At 41.3% G+C, this 17,403-nt stretch carries 16 protein-coding genes and 1 pseudogene; 11 read left to right on the top strand and 6 right to left on the bottom strand.

Translation table 11 applies throughout. The annotated features are described in order from the left end of the window. The first annotated feature begins 45 nt into the window (after positions 1-45). The 7 genes and pseudogenes from ASU35_RS01850 to ASU35_RS01825 all read left to right on the top strand — a co-directional run bounded on the left by ASU35_RS01850 (position 46) and on the right by ASU35_RS01825 (position 6,917). On the top strand, positions 46-1,902 hold the full coding sequence (locus ASU35_RS01850; RefSeq protein ID WP_001820670.1) for a recombinase family protein: 1,857 nt from the start codon (positions 46-48) through the stop codon (positions 1,900-1,902). Then, positions 1,901-3,157 (top strand): annotated as a pseudogene (locus ASU35_RS01845) (type I restriction endonuclease subunit R, EcoR124 family); the annotation flags it as partial. The gene ASU35_RS01850 and the pseudogene ASU35_RS01845, both read left to right, overlap by 2 nt. Before the next feature lie 13 nt (positions 3,158-3,170). Continuing rightward, entirely contained in the window at positions 3,171-4,034 is an 864-nt protein-coding gene (locus ASU35_RS01840) for a GIY-YIG nuclease family protein (RefSeq protein WP_058351407.1), read from the top strand. A 271-nt stretch (positions 4,035-4,305) separates the two neighbouring features. Further along, complete coding sequence (locus ASU35_RS01835; RefSeq protein WP_058351406.1) at positions 4,306-5,280, top strand: hypothetical protein; 975 nt, start codon at positions 4,306-4,308, stop codon at positions 5,278-5,280. Between the two features lie 11 nt (positions 5,281-5,291). After that, positions 5,292-5,483: a hypothetical protein gene (locus tag ASU35_RS01830; RefSeq protein WP_058351405.1), complete on the top strand. Its 192-nt coding sequence runs from the start codon at positions 5,292-5,294 to the stop codon at positions 5,481-5,483. 161 nt (positions 5,484-5,644) lie between these two features. After that, positions 5,645-5,818, top strand: coding sequence for a hypothetical protein (locus tag ASU35_RS19035; protein WP_156059327.1), 174 nt, complete (start codon positions 5,645-5,647; stop codon positions 5,816-5,818). Positions 5,819-6,272: 454 nt separating this feature from the next. After that, complete coding sequence (locus ASU35_RS01825; RefSeq protein WP_058351404.1) at positions 6,273-6,917, top strand: hypothetical protein; 645 nt, start codon at positions 6,273-6,275, stop codon at positions 6,915-6,917. Positions 6,918-6,963: 46 nt separating this feature from the next. Here ASU35_RS01825 and ASU35_RS01820 read toward each other — a convergent pair whose 3' ends face one another. From ASU35_RS01820 to ASU35_RS19030, 6 genes are all read right to left on the bottom strand, one after another. Beyond that, the gene (locus tag ASU35_RS01820) at positions 6,964-8,943 is read right to left on the bottom strand and encodes a DNA polymerase (protein ID WP_058351414.1); all 1,980 of its coding nucleotides are present in this window, start codon (positions 8,941-8,943) and stop codon (positions 6,964-6,966) included. Between the two features lies 1 nt (position 8,944). Beyond that, positions 8,945-10,102 (bottom strand): methionine adenosyltransferase, encoded by a 1,158-nt coding sequence (gene metK, locus ASU35_RS01815; RefSeq protein ID WP_083504096.1) that lies wholly within the window; start codon positions 10,100-10,102, stop codon positions 8,945-8,947. A gap of 99 nt (positions 10,103-10,201) precedes the next feature. After that, positions 10,202-10,765 (bottom strand): DUF2815 family protein, encoded by a 564-nt coding sequence (locus ASU35_RS01810; protein ID WP_054740824.1) that lies wholly within the window; start codon positions 10,763-10,765, stop codon positions 10,202-10,204. A 13-nt stretch (positions 10,766-10,778) separates the two neighbouring features. Continuing rightward, the gene (locus tag ASU35_RS01805) at positions 10,779-11,921 is read right to left on the bottom strand and encodes a DUF2800 domain-containing protein (RefSeq protein ID WP_058351403.1); all 1,143 of its coding nucleotides are present in this window, start codon (positions 11,919-11,921) and stop codon (positions 10,779-10,781) included. Then, a complete protein-coding gene (locus tag ASU35_RS20020; RefSeq protein WP_242861179.1) occupies positions 11,918-12,301 on the bottom strand; it encodes a hypothetical protein in 384 nt (127 codons plus the stop codon). Before ASU35_RS20020 ends, ASU35_RS01805 begins: the two co-directional genes overlap by 4 nt. Beyond that, positions 12,285-12,449 carry a hypothetical protein gene (locus ASU35_RS19030; RefSeq protein WP_156059324.1) on the bottom strand — a complete coding sequence of 55 codons (165 nt, stop codon included), beginning with the start codon at positions 12,447-12,449 and terminating at the stop codon, positions 12,285-12,287. The genes ASU35_RS20020 and ASU35_RS19030 overlap by 17 nt, the downstream gene beginning before the upstream one ends. 369 nt (positions 12,450-12,818) lie before the next feature. Between ASU35_RS19030 and ASU35_RS01790 the strand changes: the two genes are divergently transcribed. The 4 genes from ASU35_RS01790 to ASU35_RS01775 all read left to right on the top strand — a co-directional run bounded on the left by ASU35_RS01790 (position 12,819) and on the right by ASU35_RS01775 (position 17,378). After that, positions 12,819-13,241 carry a DUF7768 domain-containing protein gene (locus ASU35_RS01790; RefSeq protein ID WP_054740730.1) on the top strand — a complete coding sequence of 141 codons (423 nt, stop codon included), beginning with the start codon at positions 12,819-12,821 and terminating at the stop codon, positions 13,239-13,241. A 3-nt stretch (positions 13,242-13,244) separates the two neighbouring features. Then, complete coding sequence (locus tag ASU35_RS01785; RefSeq protein WP_058351401.1) at positions 13,245-15,533, top strand: phage/plasmid primase, P4 family; 2,289 nt, start codon at positions 13,245-13,247, stop codon at positions 15,531-15,533. Positions 15,534-15,763: 230 nt separating this feature from the next. Then, positions 15,764-16,042 carry a VRR-NUC domain-containing protein gene (locus ASU35_RS01780; RefSeq protein ID WP_058351400.1) on the top strand — a complete coding sequence of 93 codons (279 nt, stop codon included), beginning with the start codon at positions 15,764-15,766 and terminating at the stop codon, positions 16,040-16,042. After that, the gene (locus tag ASU35_RS01775) at positions 16,023-17,378 is read left to right on the top strand and encodes a DEAD/DEAH box helicase (protein ID WP_058351399.1); all 1,356 of its coding nucleotides are present in this window, start codon (positions 16,023-16,025) and stop codon (positions 17,376-17,378) included. Before ASU35_RS01780 ends, ASU35_RS01775 begins: the two co-directional genes overlap by 20 nt. The last annotated feature ends 25 nt before the right edge of the window (positions 17,379-17,403 follow it).

Raw genomic sequence — 17,403 nt, 5'->3', positions numbered from 1 at the left:
AATGGGACATGAAAACAGATAGGACAGATACGGAGGTTTTACAGTATGGCAGGAATCAAAGAAGAAAAGAAAATCTATTTAGTCGGCATTTATTGCCGCTTATCTAAAGACGATGGTACGGATAACGAGAGTGCGAGCATTGCGACACAGAAATCCATCCTCACGGATTATGTGAAAAAGCAGGGATGGCACATAGCAAAAACGTATGTGGACGATGGTTATTCTGGTACAAATTTCCAAAGACCAAGTTTCCAGAATATGATAAAAGACATTGAAAGCGGTCTGATAAACTGCGTGATTACGAAAGATTTATCCCGTCTGGGGAGAAACTATCTTGATTGTGGGTTATATCTGGAAGTTTTCTTCCCAGAGCATAACGTGAGGTATATAGCGGTCAATGACGGCGTAGATACCTTGAATAAATCTGCTATGGACATCACGCCTTTCCGCAACATTTTAAACGAAATGTATGCCGCTGACATATCTGTTAAGATAAAATCGGCATATCGGGCGAGGTTTCAACAGGGGAAATTCATGGGAACTACCGCCCCTTATGGCTATATCAAAGACCCTGCCGACCACAACCATCTGCTGATAGATGATAAAGTGGCACATGTTGTAAAAGAGATATTCGACCTTGCATTAAAAGGGAATGGAGTTGCCAAAATTTGCAGACATCTTAATAAACAGCATATCCTACGCCCTGCCGCTTATGCGGCGGAGCGTGGCGAAACAGGCTTTGAACGTCATTTTGAGGGGAACGAGGACAAACGCTATATTTGGAGTGGGAACAGCGTGAGGAGCATTTTAAGAAGCCCGATATATGCGGGAAATCTTGTAGGCTACAAACGGATTGCCGCCAATATGAAAAGCAAGAAACGCCCCTCTAAGCTGCCCGAAGAATGGGAAGTGATACCCAATACCCATGAGGGAATAGTCACGCAGGAGGAATTTGATATTGTCCAACAGCTTATTACAAGTCGTAGGCTTCCACAGAACAAGGGAGGATTTGTAAATATTTTTGCAGGCGTTATCAAGTGTGTGGACTGCGGATGTGCTCTGCGGGCAATGAACGTACACAGGAGGAAACGCCCAGAGATTATCGACTGTGTACAGTATTCATGTAATAATTATGCAAGAAACGGAAGAAGCGAGTGTAGTGCCCACAATATAGAAGCAAGGGATTTATTCAATGCCGTTCTTGCCGACATCAACTGTTTTGCGGATATGGCAGTGAATGATGAAAAGGCGGTCAGGGCCATAGAAAAGCGGCTCACGGAAACAGACCAGAGCAGGGCGAAAGCATTAGAGAAAGAACGTAAGAAGCTGAACAAACGCCTTGCGGAACTGGACAGGCTGTTTTCCTCTCTCTACGAGGATAAGGTCATGGAGCGTATTACCGAGCGGAATTTTGAGATGATGTCGGGGAAATACCAGAAAGAGCAGCTTGAAATTGAAGCAAGGCTGAAAGAGGTGACGGAAACTCTTAATGAAAGCTACGAGAAATCACGGGGAATCCGTGACTTCCTCGCCCTTATCCGAAATTATCAAGGCTTAAAAGAACTGGATGCAACAGTTATAAACGCACTCATAGACAAGATACTTGTTTCGGAGCGTGAGAAGATGGCAGACGGAACAGTGAAGCAGGAAATCAAGATTTACTATAAATTCATCGGCTTTGTCGATGAATTACATATCATACCTACAAAACGGTGGGCAGCAATGCCCGCTAAAAATTGTACGGTGTGCGGCGTTGAATATGTCCCGGGCTCTGGTGCATCAAGGTATTGTCCTGCTTGTGCCAAGAAGATACGGAGGGAGAAATCAAACGAGAGCAAACGCAGGAGCAGAGAACAGAAAAGGATAGCATGTATGAACTGTCCGCAAAAAATGACCGACTGAAGAGGAACAGGATGGTATCCTTGATGAGGAGAACCCAGAAGATACATCAGCACTTGACCAGACTGCGAGAGATTTCCTTGATGGAGCAATTCAGGATTATAACTTGATGTTCCACACCAATTACGATACATCATCGGACAAGTTCCAGAATTATTATAAGGATGTATCTCTTCGTATGAAGAATAAGGAATTGGATATGCTCATCGTTGTAAATATGTTCCTTACAGGTTTCGATGCAACAACACTTAATACATTATGGGTAGATAAGAACTTGAAGATGCATGGACTTATTCAGGCATTCTCAAGAACTAATCGTATCTTAAATAGTATAAAGACATTTGGTAATGTGGTATGCTTCCGTAATCTTCAGAAGCGAGTTGATTCTGCCATTTCCTTATTTGGAGATAAGAACGCAGGTGGCATCGTCTTGATGCAGAGTTTCAAGGATTACTATTATGGCTATGAATCTGTAGATGGAAAGCAGATGCCGGGATATGTTGATATGATTGAGGACTTAACAGGAAAGTTCCCTCTTTCAGAGCCACAGATTATAGGTGAGCAGAATCAGAAAGATTTCATTGCTTTATTTGGATCCATTCTTCGTATGCGTAACCTTCTCATTGCTTTTGATGAATTTAAAGAAAAGGAATTATTATCAGAGCGTGACTTACAGGATTATCTTGGACGTTACCAGGATTTAAGAGATGAATGGAAACGCAAGAGAGAGAATGGTGAAAGTACAGATATTGTTGATGATATTGTATTTGAGGTAGAGTTAATCAAGCAGATAGAAATCAATATTGATTATATTCTAATGCTTGTGAAGAAGTACCATGATGCTCATTGTGAAGACAAGGAAATTCTTATTACAATTAAAAAGGCTATCGAAGCAAGTCCAGAACTGCGTAGCAAAAAAGACCTTATCGATGCTTTCATCAACGGCATTAATGATGTAGATGATGTCATGATTGAATGGCACGATTATGTTGTAGAGATGCGTGAGCAGGAATTGGTAATCATTATCGAGGAAGAAAGACTGAAAGAAGAAGAAACTCGTAAGTTCCTTGAGAATGCATTCCGTGAAGGCGAAGTAAAAACAGTAGGTACAGATATTGATAAGATTATGCCTCCTGTTAGCCGTTTCGGTGGTGGTAACAGAGCCAATAAGAAGAAAACGGTAATTGATAGATTAAAGGCATACTTTGATAAGTTCTACGGAGTGGGTGGAGTTGCGAAGTTTACCAAGGACGAATAAACTGGAGGTTGTTATGGGATACGGAAAATCGATAGAGTTATTTTTAGCAAATGGTACAGCTGACAGTTTAATTATTGCAGAATTATCTAACTGGAATGGTAAGGCTATAAAGATTCCTCGCATTGAGGTGGCTGATTGTAAAAGAGATGATATAAAAGAGCCAGGAATATATTTCTTGTTCTGCAAAGAAGAGGATAATACAGATTCAGTTTACATTGGAGAGTCAGAGAATGTTAAAGAAAGATTGGTTCAACATATAAGAGACTATTCGGCCGAAAAGGAAAAGTATTACTGGACAACAGCTGTAATTTTCATAGGGCGTGATTTGAATAAGGCCCACATCAGATATTTAGAGGATCGCCTTGTGGCAGATGCTAGAGCTGCAAAGAGATATGCAGTACTTACAAAAAACACATATGGCAAGACTGTTCTGAAGGAATCTCAGACGGCGGCTATGAATGAATTTATTGATAATATCAAGATACTTATTAATGCATTGGGATACAAAGTGCTTGAACCTATGGTTGTAAATGATATGGCAACAAGCATTGATAATGAAAAACTTTATATGAGTGCAGGAGGGACACGGGCAGAAGGCTTTGTTACAACAGAAGGTTTTGTATTATTAGCTGGTGCTGTGATTAATGAAAAAATATCAGAGAAGTCACTTGGCAAAGGTGCAATTGCATTAAGAAAGAAAATTGTAGAGTCTGATAAAGTAAAAGATTGGACTACTACTGAGGATATTTTATTTTCAAGTTCATCGGCAGCAGCAGATTTTGTTACAGGATATAGTGTAAGTGGTCCTATGACATGGAAAAATGCAGCAGGTGTTACGTTGAAGGAAATCGAGGCAGCTGAATCAAAAAATGATTGACAACAGAACAAATGTTCGATATAATACAACCATCAGCTTCGCTACCTGATATGTGTTAAACAGTAATAAAATATGTTAGTCATGGTCGGCATGACTTTCCCTTTTTACCGACCTGGCAGCAATTGGTACTTTTAGGAGTATCTTTTGTTGTCAGGTCGTTTTGTTTGCGTTTTGCATGATGTTTTATAAATGTTGCATAGAAATTGCATAAGGGATTGACAAAACAATTGCTATGCAATATAATACAAAATTGAAGGAAGGTGAATGCAATATGAGAACAAAACTTATTAAAGTTGGAGAAGTTAATCCACAAGAACTTGCAAGAATATCTCAGATCATCAAAGGGTATATGACAGCGTCAGAAATGGCTACAAGATTAAAAGTAAATCCTTCTACTACATCAAGAATCTTGAATGCTAAGGTTACAGGATCTGTCGCAGAAGATACTCTTATTAGATTAGGCGAGATGATTACACCAGAGATGGGAATTACAAAAGAAGACTTATATGCTGCGAATGGCTATAAGGAAGTAGAAGATACATCAGTTCCATATTATGACTGGAGAGAAATGAGTCATATACTTGGAAGCATTATTGTACGTGCCGTTTCTAATAAAGGAAAGAGTGCATGGCGATTTATGGAAGAAGGTAGATTTCGTTATAAAGATATGTTATCCCTTCGCATGGATTTAGTTATAGAATGCGATGCTGTTGAAGATTATAATCGTCCAGAAAACCATTTATGGGGATTTAATTATATGATTATGAGATATTCTTCAATGCAGATAAATGCTATAAAGCACGGAATCGAAAGAGAACGTGATTATAGAATGATGTTGCCTAGAATCGGAATGAGATTTATAGAGAGAATATCTATGTATGCGCTAATGTATAGTCAGATAACTAAAGAAGATTATGAATTTGAAGAAGAGCTGATGGAACTTCCAGCTAAAATCTCATTCGTATATACTTCACAAGAAGAATACGATTATTTGATTGAAAAGTATAAAGATTTGAAAGTTCCAATGGAAGCATCAATAGTTCTTTTAGACTTGGAAGAAGGAAAGGTAATAGCAGAATTTCCATTGAAGCGGACTAATGGATACCGAGGACAGGTATTCTTTGATGGTCAGTATTTCGATGATGATGATAATCCAATTAGCGAGGAAGAGTATGATGAAATGCTTGATGAACTGGTCGAGGAATACATTAGTTCCGAAAAGAAAAAAGACAATAAAGATGAATAGGGAGGATTTGAATGAAGAGAGAACCGACAGCTGTATATATCGGAGACCATAAAGTTGGTTACCGTGGAGAGAAAGATGGAGTGAGAGGGCTCCTATATAAAAAAGGAAATGAAGTGGTGTTTAAGACCTGTGACTTATTATTGCAGGATTTATATAAAGGTCCAGTTGAAAAATTGGATAATGTTCCAGAGTTAAGTAGGTAATAATACTTGGTATGCCGAGAGCGTGCATATCAGTCAATCCTAGGCTCGATTGTACTTGACGGTGCTGCTCGTGAACGTGGCAAGCCGAGGTGTTGATGGATTTTACAGATCCATCATGCCTCGGCTTTTTTTGTTAAAATAAATGTATTGGAGGAATGCAAATGGAATTTACAAGAATTTATTGTCAGGAAAAGAATTGTCCTTATCACAAGAAAACGGGATGCTGTTTGTGTGAGGTGGATGCGGAATCTGTTAAGAAAGATCCTAACCTTGTTACAAGAAATAAATGCAAACAGAAGAACAGCCTAATTGTCTACGGAAGGCCGGCTGCTTAAACTTAATATCATACTCGTAGAGGATGCCTCACAGAAGCGCATGGACTACAGAAAATAGGAAATCAGATAAGATTTCTTATTTCTAATGTTCGTGTGATTCTGTGAGGTATTTTTTTGTTTTCGACTTAATCTGACATTTTTAAGAAAACGGAAGAAAAAATGGAGAATAAGTAAGTAGATAGCAAAATCGTTATAGTACCTTGAACACCGATATGGTGGCATAAGTGATTGTGTCTCCATATGAGTCTTCAAGGCTCAAATAAAAAATATGTATATAGCTGGAGTGACGTCCGAAGGCTGGATACATCTATTACCAATTAATAACACAGGAGGCCGTGAGGTCGAGTGCATTGGGTGATAGAGGTATCCCTAGTCAAGTGCGCTCATCTTTCGGCTAGGGAACTCACAGTCTTTCTGCATTTCGACCTGCACGGTCAGAAATGGAGAAACGACTATGAGAGAAAAAATTGATTTTAAGAAGAATTTTAATGGAGAGGACATCAAGCCTGGAGAGGTTATGATTCCTTTCGAGTACACAGAGCTTGATGATGAGAACTGCACTAACAGAGAATGCATCAAGACATTAACAGTAGGTGGTAGAAACTTTAAGGTAATTTACAAGGCTGTACCAGAAGAATGGGCAAAGAGAGGAACATCGGCTCTTACTTTAGTTCAGAATGAGGAACTTGGACATTATGATGTACCAAACTCCGTGTCAATGAATGCTATGGAAGATGAGTATGGTATGGCAATGGGGACAAGCCGTTCAGTTGAAGATGAATACATGGAAAGAGCAGAGCTTGATGAGGCTTTGAACACTTTTGTGGAGTTGGTGGTATCTTTAATTGATAAATCACCTAAAATCGGATATGCAGTATTACTTCTTCACACAGGTATTAAGGGTGAGGAGTTCTACAGCAAAATGAGACTTAGCATGAATCCAGCTAATAGAGTCCGCCAAGAGGCAGAACGCATCTTGAGTGACGGACTTGCAAATTTCAATGTTGGAAGTCTTACTTGTTACAAGAATCAGTACAATGATGTATATCGTGAAGAGGCATTACAGTTACTTGATAAGATTGTAAAGATGTACAGATAATGAATATGGCACAGTAGGGAAGAGCGCATCCCTATGGTGCCATATTTTAATCTTTCTTATAAAAATCACATTCGTAACCATCTGCTCGAAGAAGAAGTCCTTTGATCCAAGGTGGTGTTCTTCCCATCTGTTCACATATTGCTTCAAGCGAAACATCCTTACTACATTCGATAATCAGTTCATCATGAACATGACCACAGATAAAGCAGTGGGATAGTGTTCTCATAGCATAGGTTAGAATGTCACGGCTGATAGCCTGTACGATGTTCTCGACAAATTTTGGACCGTAACTTTCTATGCGAGTCCATTTATTATTGTTGATACCTTCGTAGGTAACAGAATCAGAACCGAACTGATTCACACCCATTCGAGGTTTTACATAGCAGAGCTTTCTGCCGGATGGTAAGTCGATGAAGAGCATACCACTTTTGTAATAGAACTTGAGTCCGTGGGTCTCGGCAGCAGATTTATATATGACAGCCTGCTTGACTGCACTATCAACTGACCACCACAGATTTGTGATGTTCTGGTTGGAGTCCCTCCATGCATTTACAAGTGGTTGAAGTTCTTCTTCAGCAAGTCCCATTTCGATTGCACCCATTGATGTGAGTGCGCCGACTGAACCACCATAGCCAAGTGCTAATTCTGCAATTTTACCTTTTTGACGAAGGTGGCTGTTAACACCGTGTTTTTCAACGGGAACTTTGAACATCTGACTGGCACTAGCGCAGTAGATATCTTTGCCTTCCTTGAATACATCGATACGCCATTGTTCACCTGCGAGGAACGAAAGCACCCTTGCTTCGATAGCAGAGAAGTCGGCTACAATGTATTTGTATCCCGGCTTTGGAACAAATGCAGTTCTTATGAGTTCAGAGAGAACTCCCGGAACATTGTCATATAATAATTCCAACGCCTCAAAGTTTCCATCTCTTACAAGATTTCTTGCTTCTTCAAGATCTGACATATGGTTCTGTGGAAGGTTCTGCAGCTGTATGCCTCTGCCTGCCCATCTGCCTGAACGATTGGCACCGTAAAACATAAAGCACCCTCTTGCACGATTATCATCACAAGCCATATTCTGCATGGCAGTGTATTTTTTAACAGATGATTTGGCAAGCTGCTGACGGCACTCAAGCACTTCAGATACTTTCTTATCAGCATCGGATAGCAGTTCCTTTACAGCCTTTTTATCAAGACTTTCAGTTTCGATTCCATAATCAGAGAGCCATGTTTTCATTTGCTGTACACTGTTTGGATTTTCAAGACCAGTCAGTGTTACAAGACGGCTCATAAGGTAGTCCTTTGTTTTGGAATCAATATCAATCGCATTTTCCACAAGCTGCATATCAACACCAATGCCTCTGTCATTGATTTCCTGGTCGAGATGATATTCATCCCAGATAAATTCTGGAACAGGAAACTTTGACAGCTTTTCTTTTATTGCGAGTTCAACTTCAACATCCCTTTTATTATAGGACTTAAATACATCCCATTTGTCCGGGGCATCTGATGGAAGGTTTCTTGTTCGGCCACCATTTACTTTTGTTGCCTTACAAGGAACGCAGAAATATTTAATTAAGTCTTTGCCTTCTTTCATTTTCTGATCCGACAACTTAAGCACGGCACCGATACCCTCAAGTGATAATGGAAGTCCCATGTATGCTCCCCAGATGCGTGAACATTTCCAAGCACTAGGGTCAAGGTAATCACCGACAGTATCTTCTAAAATACTGTAGCTTTGAAAATATTCAGGATGATTTCTTCTAAGCCATACAGACAAGCAGATGCGTTCAAAGGAAGCGTTGTATGCCCATTTGGTTATGGTCTCATCCGTCAAAGCTGCAAGAATTTCTGTAGGGATATCCTCGCCCTGTGCAAGGTCAATAACCTGCACAGGACCATTGTCCACTGAATAAGCGAAGAGGAGTATCTCAAAGTTTGGTGATTCAGCATATTTGTAAACGCCGCATTTCTTAAGGTCAATATCAGAATATGTTTCCAAGTCGATTGATAAGGATTCCATATTAAAATACATCTCTCTTTCTGTTCTTAGGTGTTTCGTCATCTGAAAAATCCAAAGGATCAAATTCGTGATTGCCATACACATCATCAATCATCTCATCGTCCATTTCCCAAGGAAGCATATCCTTACCGAAGTGGCCACCAGAAGATACGAGGTTGTAATCCACATCAAGAAGATGAAGAGCTTTGATGATTCCCTTTGGTGTAAGGTCATAATTTGCCTTGATATATCTGTCGATACATTCAGGACATACATACGCAGTTCCGAAAGTTTCTGCCACAACAGATACAGGCTTTGCCTTTCCGATAGCATATGCAATCTGAATTTCACACTTATCGCAGTATCCGGCACGAACTAAATCAACAGCAATCTTACGAGCCATGTAAGCTGCAGAACGGTCTACCTTTGATGGATCCTTACCAGATAAAGCACCTCCACCGATTCTTGCAATTCCGCCATAGGTATCGCAGGCGAGTTTTCTTCCAGTAACACCGCAGTCAGCTTTTGAGCCACCGATAACAAATCTGCCTGTTGGGTTTACGAGCATTTCGAAGTCTGTGTTTAATCCATATTCTGATGCAACAAGCACCATGAGACTTCTGATTACTTTACGGACACTCTTGATATCTGCATCAGCATCATGCTGAACGGAGCAGAGGAAAGTAGTGATTTTCCCAGTATCATAATCGTAGGATACTTGCGCTTTTGCATCCGGCATAAACATTGGACAGTCCAGTTCCTCAAGTTTCTGAATGAATGTTGTCGCTACAGCAAAAGGCATAGGGAGAAGCTCTGCTGTTTCATTGGTAGCATAGCCATACATGATGCCCTGATCACCTGCACCGCCTTTATCTACACCCATTGCAATATCAGGAGACTGCTTTGTGATAAGTCCTCTGACATCAATGGAAGAGTAGCCAAGTTTATCGATTCCGATTTTAGCCATAACTCCCATAACAAGAGCTGCATAGTCAGGAGTGTGTTTGGTTGTGATTTCTCCTGCAATAACAACAGTATCATTCTTGATTAATACTTCTATGGCAACACGGCTGTCCTTATCGTGTGCCAAACAATCTGTAACAATGGCATCTGCAATCTGGTCGCAAATCTTATCTACATGACCACGAGATACCTGCTCTGAACTATAAATTCTACTCATTTGAAAATTCCTCCAATAAATAAATTTTGGGTGGTGGCAGAATATTTACCACCACCCACTTATGAAAGTTTCAGGGGTATTAATCCCAGAAAAAGAGGCTTAGTTTAAGAAGTCCTCATCGTCCTCTGTAGCAAAGTCATCAGCTGCACGAGACTTGCCACCAAGAGGTGTGCCATCAGAAATCTTCTGAAGGTTGTTGAGACCACACGCAATACCACGATTGCCGTTTACATTGTAAGCATAGATGTTGATTGAAGCTCTGCCCTTGACACCCGAATACATCTCATTTCTGTCGAGAATAGGGTTGCAGTCTGCATCAACGATACCAGGTGCTGTACCAGAGTTGGCATTGATGAAGTAGCTGTCTCTGTATGCCTCATCATCAGGACGCTCCTCGTCACCGTCACGAAGTGGTGTCTTAAGAACAGAGAGAGCAGGTACGGACTTGCCGTTGCCCTTAAGCTTAGACTGACCTTCCTCATATGCAGCCTGAATAGCAGCCTTAATCTTCTCGATAGTCTTTGTGTCAGACTTTGGAATGATAAGTGATACAGAATACTTAGGTGTGCCTCCCTGAATAGCCTTTGGCTCGAAGCAGTTTAAGTAGCTGAATGTTGTGTTTGGACCTGTGATTACTTTTGTTGGATTCTTAAAATTTCCCATGATATTTTCTCCTTTACTCTTTAACATTAAAATCCTCTTGTGCTGTATTTTTCATAGCCGGACGCTTGTCTGACTTTGAAACTAAAGTTGGTTTGCCGGGTGGTTTCATAGTTAAGCCACCAAGCAGTTCATCAAACTTCTTCTTTCCAAGAAGTGATGTCATTGCTGTGATGCCGAGAAGTTTCTTCTCGTAAGGATCAAATCCTGCATCCTTGACTGCAAATGCGACAGCATTCTCGTCTGTGTATTTTCTGTTGCTGCGACCTTCCACAACCTTGAAATGCTCATACTCTTTCCCCTGTAATGCCTGGTTAAGTGCGTACTCCTTTACATCCTCTGCCCATGAAGTCAGCTGGTCGACCTTCATTAAAATTGCCTCGATTTCATGATCTTCAAGGGTAGCAGGAACTTCAAAATCGTACTTGGCCATTTCCAAGTTGTACTCGGCTCTCTTTCTGCAGGTTGCCTTTACCTTACAGAACTGGCAGTGGTCACCTGCCTTAAACTCGCCTTCTCCTTTGGTAGCGAGAATAGCGGTAGGAGCGAGAGTTTCTTCTGCCCATTTCATAAGGTCATCCTTACTCATCTGGCAGATACTGACGTTGTCTCTTCTTGGCTGATAGATAGCCATGCGAATGGTATCGATATTGTAGATGCCATCAAACATATCAATCAGACCGAGGGCATAGCACATAAGCTGTGGGTTTCCACCGAACTCTTCAGATTCAGCACTTACCATGACTCCAAGACCGTGCTTGTAATCAATGATTTCTGCCGTGCCATCTGAAAGAAGAATACAGTCGGCTGTACCGGTTCCACCTTCGACCCATTTTGAAAAGTCCACCTTCTGTTCAATAAGAACATCTGTGTCCGGGCAGGTCTGCTTTGCAAGTTCATATTCCTGCATTACAAATTCTGCATATCCTTCAGCACAGGTCTGCATTTCTGGATCGTAGTAGGAAAGCGATTCTGTTGGGTCTTTAACATCTCTGCCTAATGCTTTCTCTACAAGGTAGGCACACAGTTCGTGAGCATCTGTACCCTGTGCTGCATAAGGACTTGTCTGATCTGGAAGAGCAGCACACAGTTTTGCACTCGGTGGACAGTTCAGCCAACGATGGCTTGCTGACGGTGAGAGAAATGCGTGTGAACTCATCCAATCACCTCCAAGTCAGCCATGAGAGCTGCGTAGTCAGATTCCTTAATATCAGAAAGTCGTGCCGCACCATATTTTGAAATAAGTGCTTTTACCTCTGTGGTAAATCCGGCGTGTGACTTGGCGGAGAATGCTTTCCTTACATCTTCAAATGTGTAGGAAGGTTCTTCTTCCTTCTTTGCCGGAGCAGCCTTCTTTGTGTTATCCTCGATAGCCTTTGTCTTCTTGGTTTCCTTTGCTTCAATAGCAACAGGCTTCTGAGGGATTACTTCAACAAACTGTGGCACGAACTCTCTGACGAGTCTGCCAAGCTTTGCAATTTTCTCGGCGCAATCAACGATGCCATCGAGAAGTTCATAAAACTCATTCATGTGATCCATCTTCTTGTTCTCCTTTTTCCTTTATTACTCTTAACTTGTGAGCCAGTCTTTTTGAAACCACGCTTATGGCTATCAGCGTGTCGATGAGTTCCTCGTCTGGTAGTTCCTGGTCGAGAGACTCATCAGATACATTCATTTCTTTCTGCATCTGCAGCACCTTCCTTTCCGAATGGGTCTTGCCCTTTCTGACAGCTATGTATTGAAAATTGATAAAACTGCTAATTTCGAGAAAACTTTTTGAAAAAATTTTTTTCAGTAGCAATTTCACTATCAGCTTTCAGGGGTTATGTATTGAAAAAGGGGAAAACTGCTAATTTCACAGAAAAAAATATCAGCCTTGCTCCACGGACTTATCTGCCGGGGCGAGACTGATTTTTTCTTTTTATAAGGAAAGAATTCTGTCGGCTCAAAAAATATTTTTATTTTCTCTCCTGAAATTAGCAGTTTTGGGTCATTCCAATACATAGCTGTCGGAAGACCATCGGTTCTTACTAATTGAGGAAAGGAGAGAAGTCCTATGGGAATAAGTAAATACAACTCGGAAGGCTACTACGATCCAGTACCACAGATGGCTGTAAATGAAATAGAGAAGGAACTTCACAAGTGGAGACCGCTTGTTTATATCTGTTCTCCATTTTCAGGAGACATCGAAGGGAATACACAAAGGGCGAGAGACTATAGCCGTTTTGCTGTAGACCAGGGTGCAGTTCCATTAGCACCACATTTATTGTTGCCACAGTTTATGTCTGAAAAGACAGAAAGAGACTTGGCGCTTTTTATGGATATGGTGTTCCTCGGCAGATGTGAACAGCTATGGGTATTCGGAAAGAACATCTCTAGTGGAATGGCAGCAGAGATTGATAAGGCCAAGCAGAAGAAAATGAAGATTCGTTATTTTACGGAAGAATGCCAGGAAGTTAGCAAAGACGAGGAGGACTAAACAATGGAACTTATTTTATATACGGCAGATTGTACTGGCATTCCCAGTAACTGTGTATATCCGCATGAAGTGGTAGTGGATAGCAAAGAGAAAATGGCTGAGGCTATCGAGAAGGACCATGTTTGTGCAAAGTACAAAAACAATTACAGAAGTAATGAAAATTTCATGGAGGCGAACGGCTTCTTCATGGATAACGACAATGACCACACCGACAATCCGGCTGAATTTATAACAGCGGAAAAGTTATCGGAGATGCTTGCAGATGTAGATCATGTCATTGTTCCAAGCCGTCACAATATGCTCCCTAAAGGAAGCAAGCCTGCAAAACCAAGACAGCATATTTATTTTCCTTGTCAGCCATACAAGGATTCGACCATGTATGCAGCAGTAAAAAGAGCAATTCAGAAGAAGTTTCCATTTCTTGATGATAACGCTATGGATGCTGCGAGATTCTTTTTCGGTTCGTCCTGTGATGCTGATGACATCATTTGGAATGAAGGCTTTCTTCAGATTGATGAAACTCTCGATGAGGATGATTACATCGAAGAGGCAGTGGAAAAGGAAGAGTACCAGACTGGTGGCGGTGTCATTCACGAAGGCAGCAGAAATAACACTTTGAGTTTGTTCGCAGGTAAGGTCTTAAAGAAATTCGGAATCACAGACAAGGCACATGACCTCTTTCTTGAAAGAGCAGCAAAGTGTGACCCGCCTCTTGATGACAGAGAGCTTAAGACCATATGGAATAGTGCGGTTGGATTTGCAAAGAAGATACAGAGTCAGGAGGGATATGTTCCACCAGAAGAATTCAACGCAGAGTTTGATGCCGGATTAAAGCCAGAGGATTATTCGGACATCGGAGAAGCAAAGGTTCTCGCAAAGGAATATGGTTCTGAACTTAAATACACAACAGCTACCGATTACCTTCGTTTTGATGGTGAGTGCTGGAGAGAGGACAGACAGATGGCACTTGGTGCGGTAGAGGATTTTCTTGACCTTCAGCTTGCTGATGCGAGAGAACAGGTGGAGATTGCAGAACAAGCACTCCTCGGTGCAGGTGTATCTGAAGAGAATGTTAAGTCGGGTGGTAAGCAGCTTGAAAAGGCTGTGCCAGATAATTCGATGGGGCTGTTGTTTGCTCTTATGGGCGCACAGACTTATTTGAAGTTCGTACTGCGTTATCGCAATTACAAGAACATCGTTAATTTTCAGAATGCAGCAAAGCCAATGCTCGCCATTGATGTGTCGGAGTTGGATAAAGACCCTAATCTTCTTAATACACCATATGCCACATTTGACCTTGAAAAAGGAATGGCAGGAGAGTTGCCACATAATCCAGAAGACCTCATCACGAAGATTACGAATTGCTCGCCGGGAGATAAGGGAGAGCAGATTTGGAGTGATGCACTTGATACCTTCTTTTGTTCAGATAAAGAACTTATCGAGTATGTGCAGATGACAGTCGGTATGGCTGCAATCGGTAAGGTGTACCAGGAACACATGATTATTGCCTATGGCGGTGGTGCCAATGGTAAGTCTACCTTTTGGAATACCATCTTCCGTGTGCTTGGAAGCTATGCAGGAAAGATATCGGCAGAGGCTCTTACGATGGGATGCAAGAGAAATGTAAAGCCTGAAATGGCAGAGCTTAAAGGCAAGCGTCTCATCATTGCATCCGAGATGGAAGAAGGTGTGAGATTAAACACTGCTACCGTAAAGCAGCTTTGCTCCACTGATGAGATACAGGCAGAGAAGAAGTATAAGGATCCATTCCATTTCGTGCCTTCGCATACACTCGTGCTTTATACAAACCATCTTCCAAGGGTGGGTGCCAATGATGATGGTATTTGGAGAAGACTTATCGTCATTCCATTTAATGCAAAGATTACCGGGAAGTCCGACATCAAGAACTATGCAGACTATCTGTATGACCAGGCAGGTCCTGCCATCATGAAATGGATTATTGAAGGTGCAAAGAAATCTATCGATGCGAACTTCCATACAGATTTGCCAAAGGTGGTACAGGCTGCAATAGACCGCTATCGTGAGGCCAATGACTGGCTTGGGCAGTTCATTGAGGATCACTGCGATGTGGACCCTGCCTTTGAGGAAAAGTCAGGAGACCTTTATCAGCAGTATCGTTTTGCGTGTATGCAGACGGGCGAATATGTCCGCAGTACCTCTGATTTTTATGGTGCTTTGGAAAAAGCAGGGTTCAGAAAGCAGAGAAGAAACACGGGCAGAATGATTGTGGGTCTAAAGCTTAAGGAAGGACAGGACTTTTTGGATTCGTGACAGTCGGTGTCAGTTAATACAAGAAACTTTTATGGAAAATGCGAGGAAGTGACGCTCACGAAGGTCAATTCCTAAACTTTTCTATTTTGAAATTAGTGTTTTGTGCCACTCATTACAGTCATATCTAAAAAGTCCTATATAAGAAAAAAATATAAAAAATTTTATATAAGGGGGTTTTAGGAAATGACTGAAATGGGTGTCACGTTTTAAAGATTTGATGGAGGTTTGCGATGCGTGAAAGTTACATCGAAAGAAAATTAGTGACAGAGACAAAGAAGCGTGGAGGTCTTTGTGAAAAGTGGAACTCCGGCACAGCAGGGTGGCCTGACCGCATTATTTTAATGCCTGATGGGAAGGTCGGCTTTGTGGAAGTAAAGGCTCCGGGGAAGAAACCAAGAAAATTACAACTCCACAGACATAAGCAAATATCGGCGCTTGGATTAAAGGTATATGTCCTTGATGAAGCAGACCAGATAGGAGGTATCCTTGATGCAATTCAATCCGCATGATTATCAGCAATATGCCATTGACTATATTTTGGAACATCCCATCGCAGCTGCAATCCTTGATATGGGTCTTGGCAAAACAGTCATTACACTGACTGCAATCGACAAGTTAATAAATGACGAGTTCCTTATAAGGAAAGTGCTAGTGGTCGCACCCCTTCGTGTGGCAAGAAGTACATGGCCGAATGAGATAAAGAAATGGGATCATTTGCAGAATCTGAAATATTCGGTAGTTCTTGGAACTCCAAAAGAAAGAATGGCAGCTTTAAGTGCAGATGCTGATATCTACATTATAAACAGAGAGAATCTTCCTTGGCTTTTACAGCAGGATAAGAAATATCTTGATTTTGATATGGCAGTCCTTGATGAGCTTTCTTCATTCAAGGCAGCATCACAAAGAACAAAGGCATTTCTTAAACTTCGTCCAAGGCTTAAGAGAGTAATCGGACTTACAGGAACACCATCATCAAACGGTCTCATGGATCTTCACTATGAATTCAGATGTCTTGATATGGGTGAGAGATTATTTCAGTTTATTGGAAGATACAGAACGGCATTTTTCAGACCAGACAGATTTAATGGAAATATCGTGTATTCCTATAAAGCACTTCCTGGTGCAGAGGAAGAAATCTACAGAAGGATTTCAGATATTACGATTTCCATGAAAGCCATCGACCATCTTGCCATGCCGGAACTCATCATAAACGAGTATCCCGTGTATCTCGATGAGAAGGAAAGGAAGAAATACGATGAACTGAAAAATGACCTTATTATTCAGATGCCAGAAGGAGAGGTAACTGCAGCTAATGCGGCAGCACTTTCAAATAAGCTGTCACAGATGGCAAATGGAGCCGTTTATACAGATGATGAAAATACCATGCATATCCATGACAGAAAATTGGATGCTTTAGAGGACATTATTGAGTCTGCAAACGGAAATCCAATATTAGTGGCTTACTGGTATAAGCACGATTTGGAAAGAATCGTAAAGCTGCTTGAAAAGTTAAAAGTTCCATATTCCAAAATCGGTAGTGCCGAGAGTATTGAGAAATGGAATAAAGGTGAGTATGCCGTTGGGCTAATCCATCCGGCATCAGCAGGACATGGCTTAAATCTTCAGAGTGGTGGTTCAACACTTGTGTGGTTTGGACTTACCTGGTCTTTGGAACTTTACCAACAGACCAATGCGAGATTATGGAGACAGGGTCAGAGTTCCAAAACCGTTGTGGTACAGCACATTATTGCAAAAGACAGCATTGATGAAAGAGTCATGAAGGCTTTAAGGCAAAAGGACAATACACAGTCTGCCTTAATCGATGCAGTCAGAGCAGAACTGTAAATGAGTGCGAACAGCACCGAGTCAA

Origin of the sequence: Acetivibrio ethanolgignens, assembly GCF_001461035.1 — a bacterium.
Lineage (GTDB): Bacteria > Bacillota > Clostridia > Lachnospirales > Lachnospiraceae > Velocimicrobium > Velocimicrobium ethanolgignens.
The sequence above is the reverse complement of the archived record's forward strand: the minus strand, read 5'-3'. Positions and strand labels throughout refer to the sequence as shown.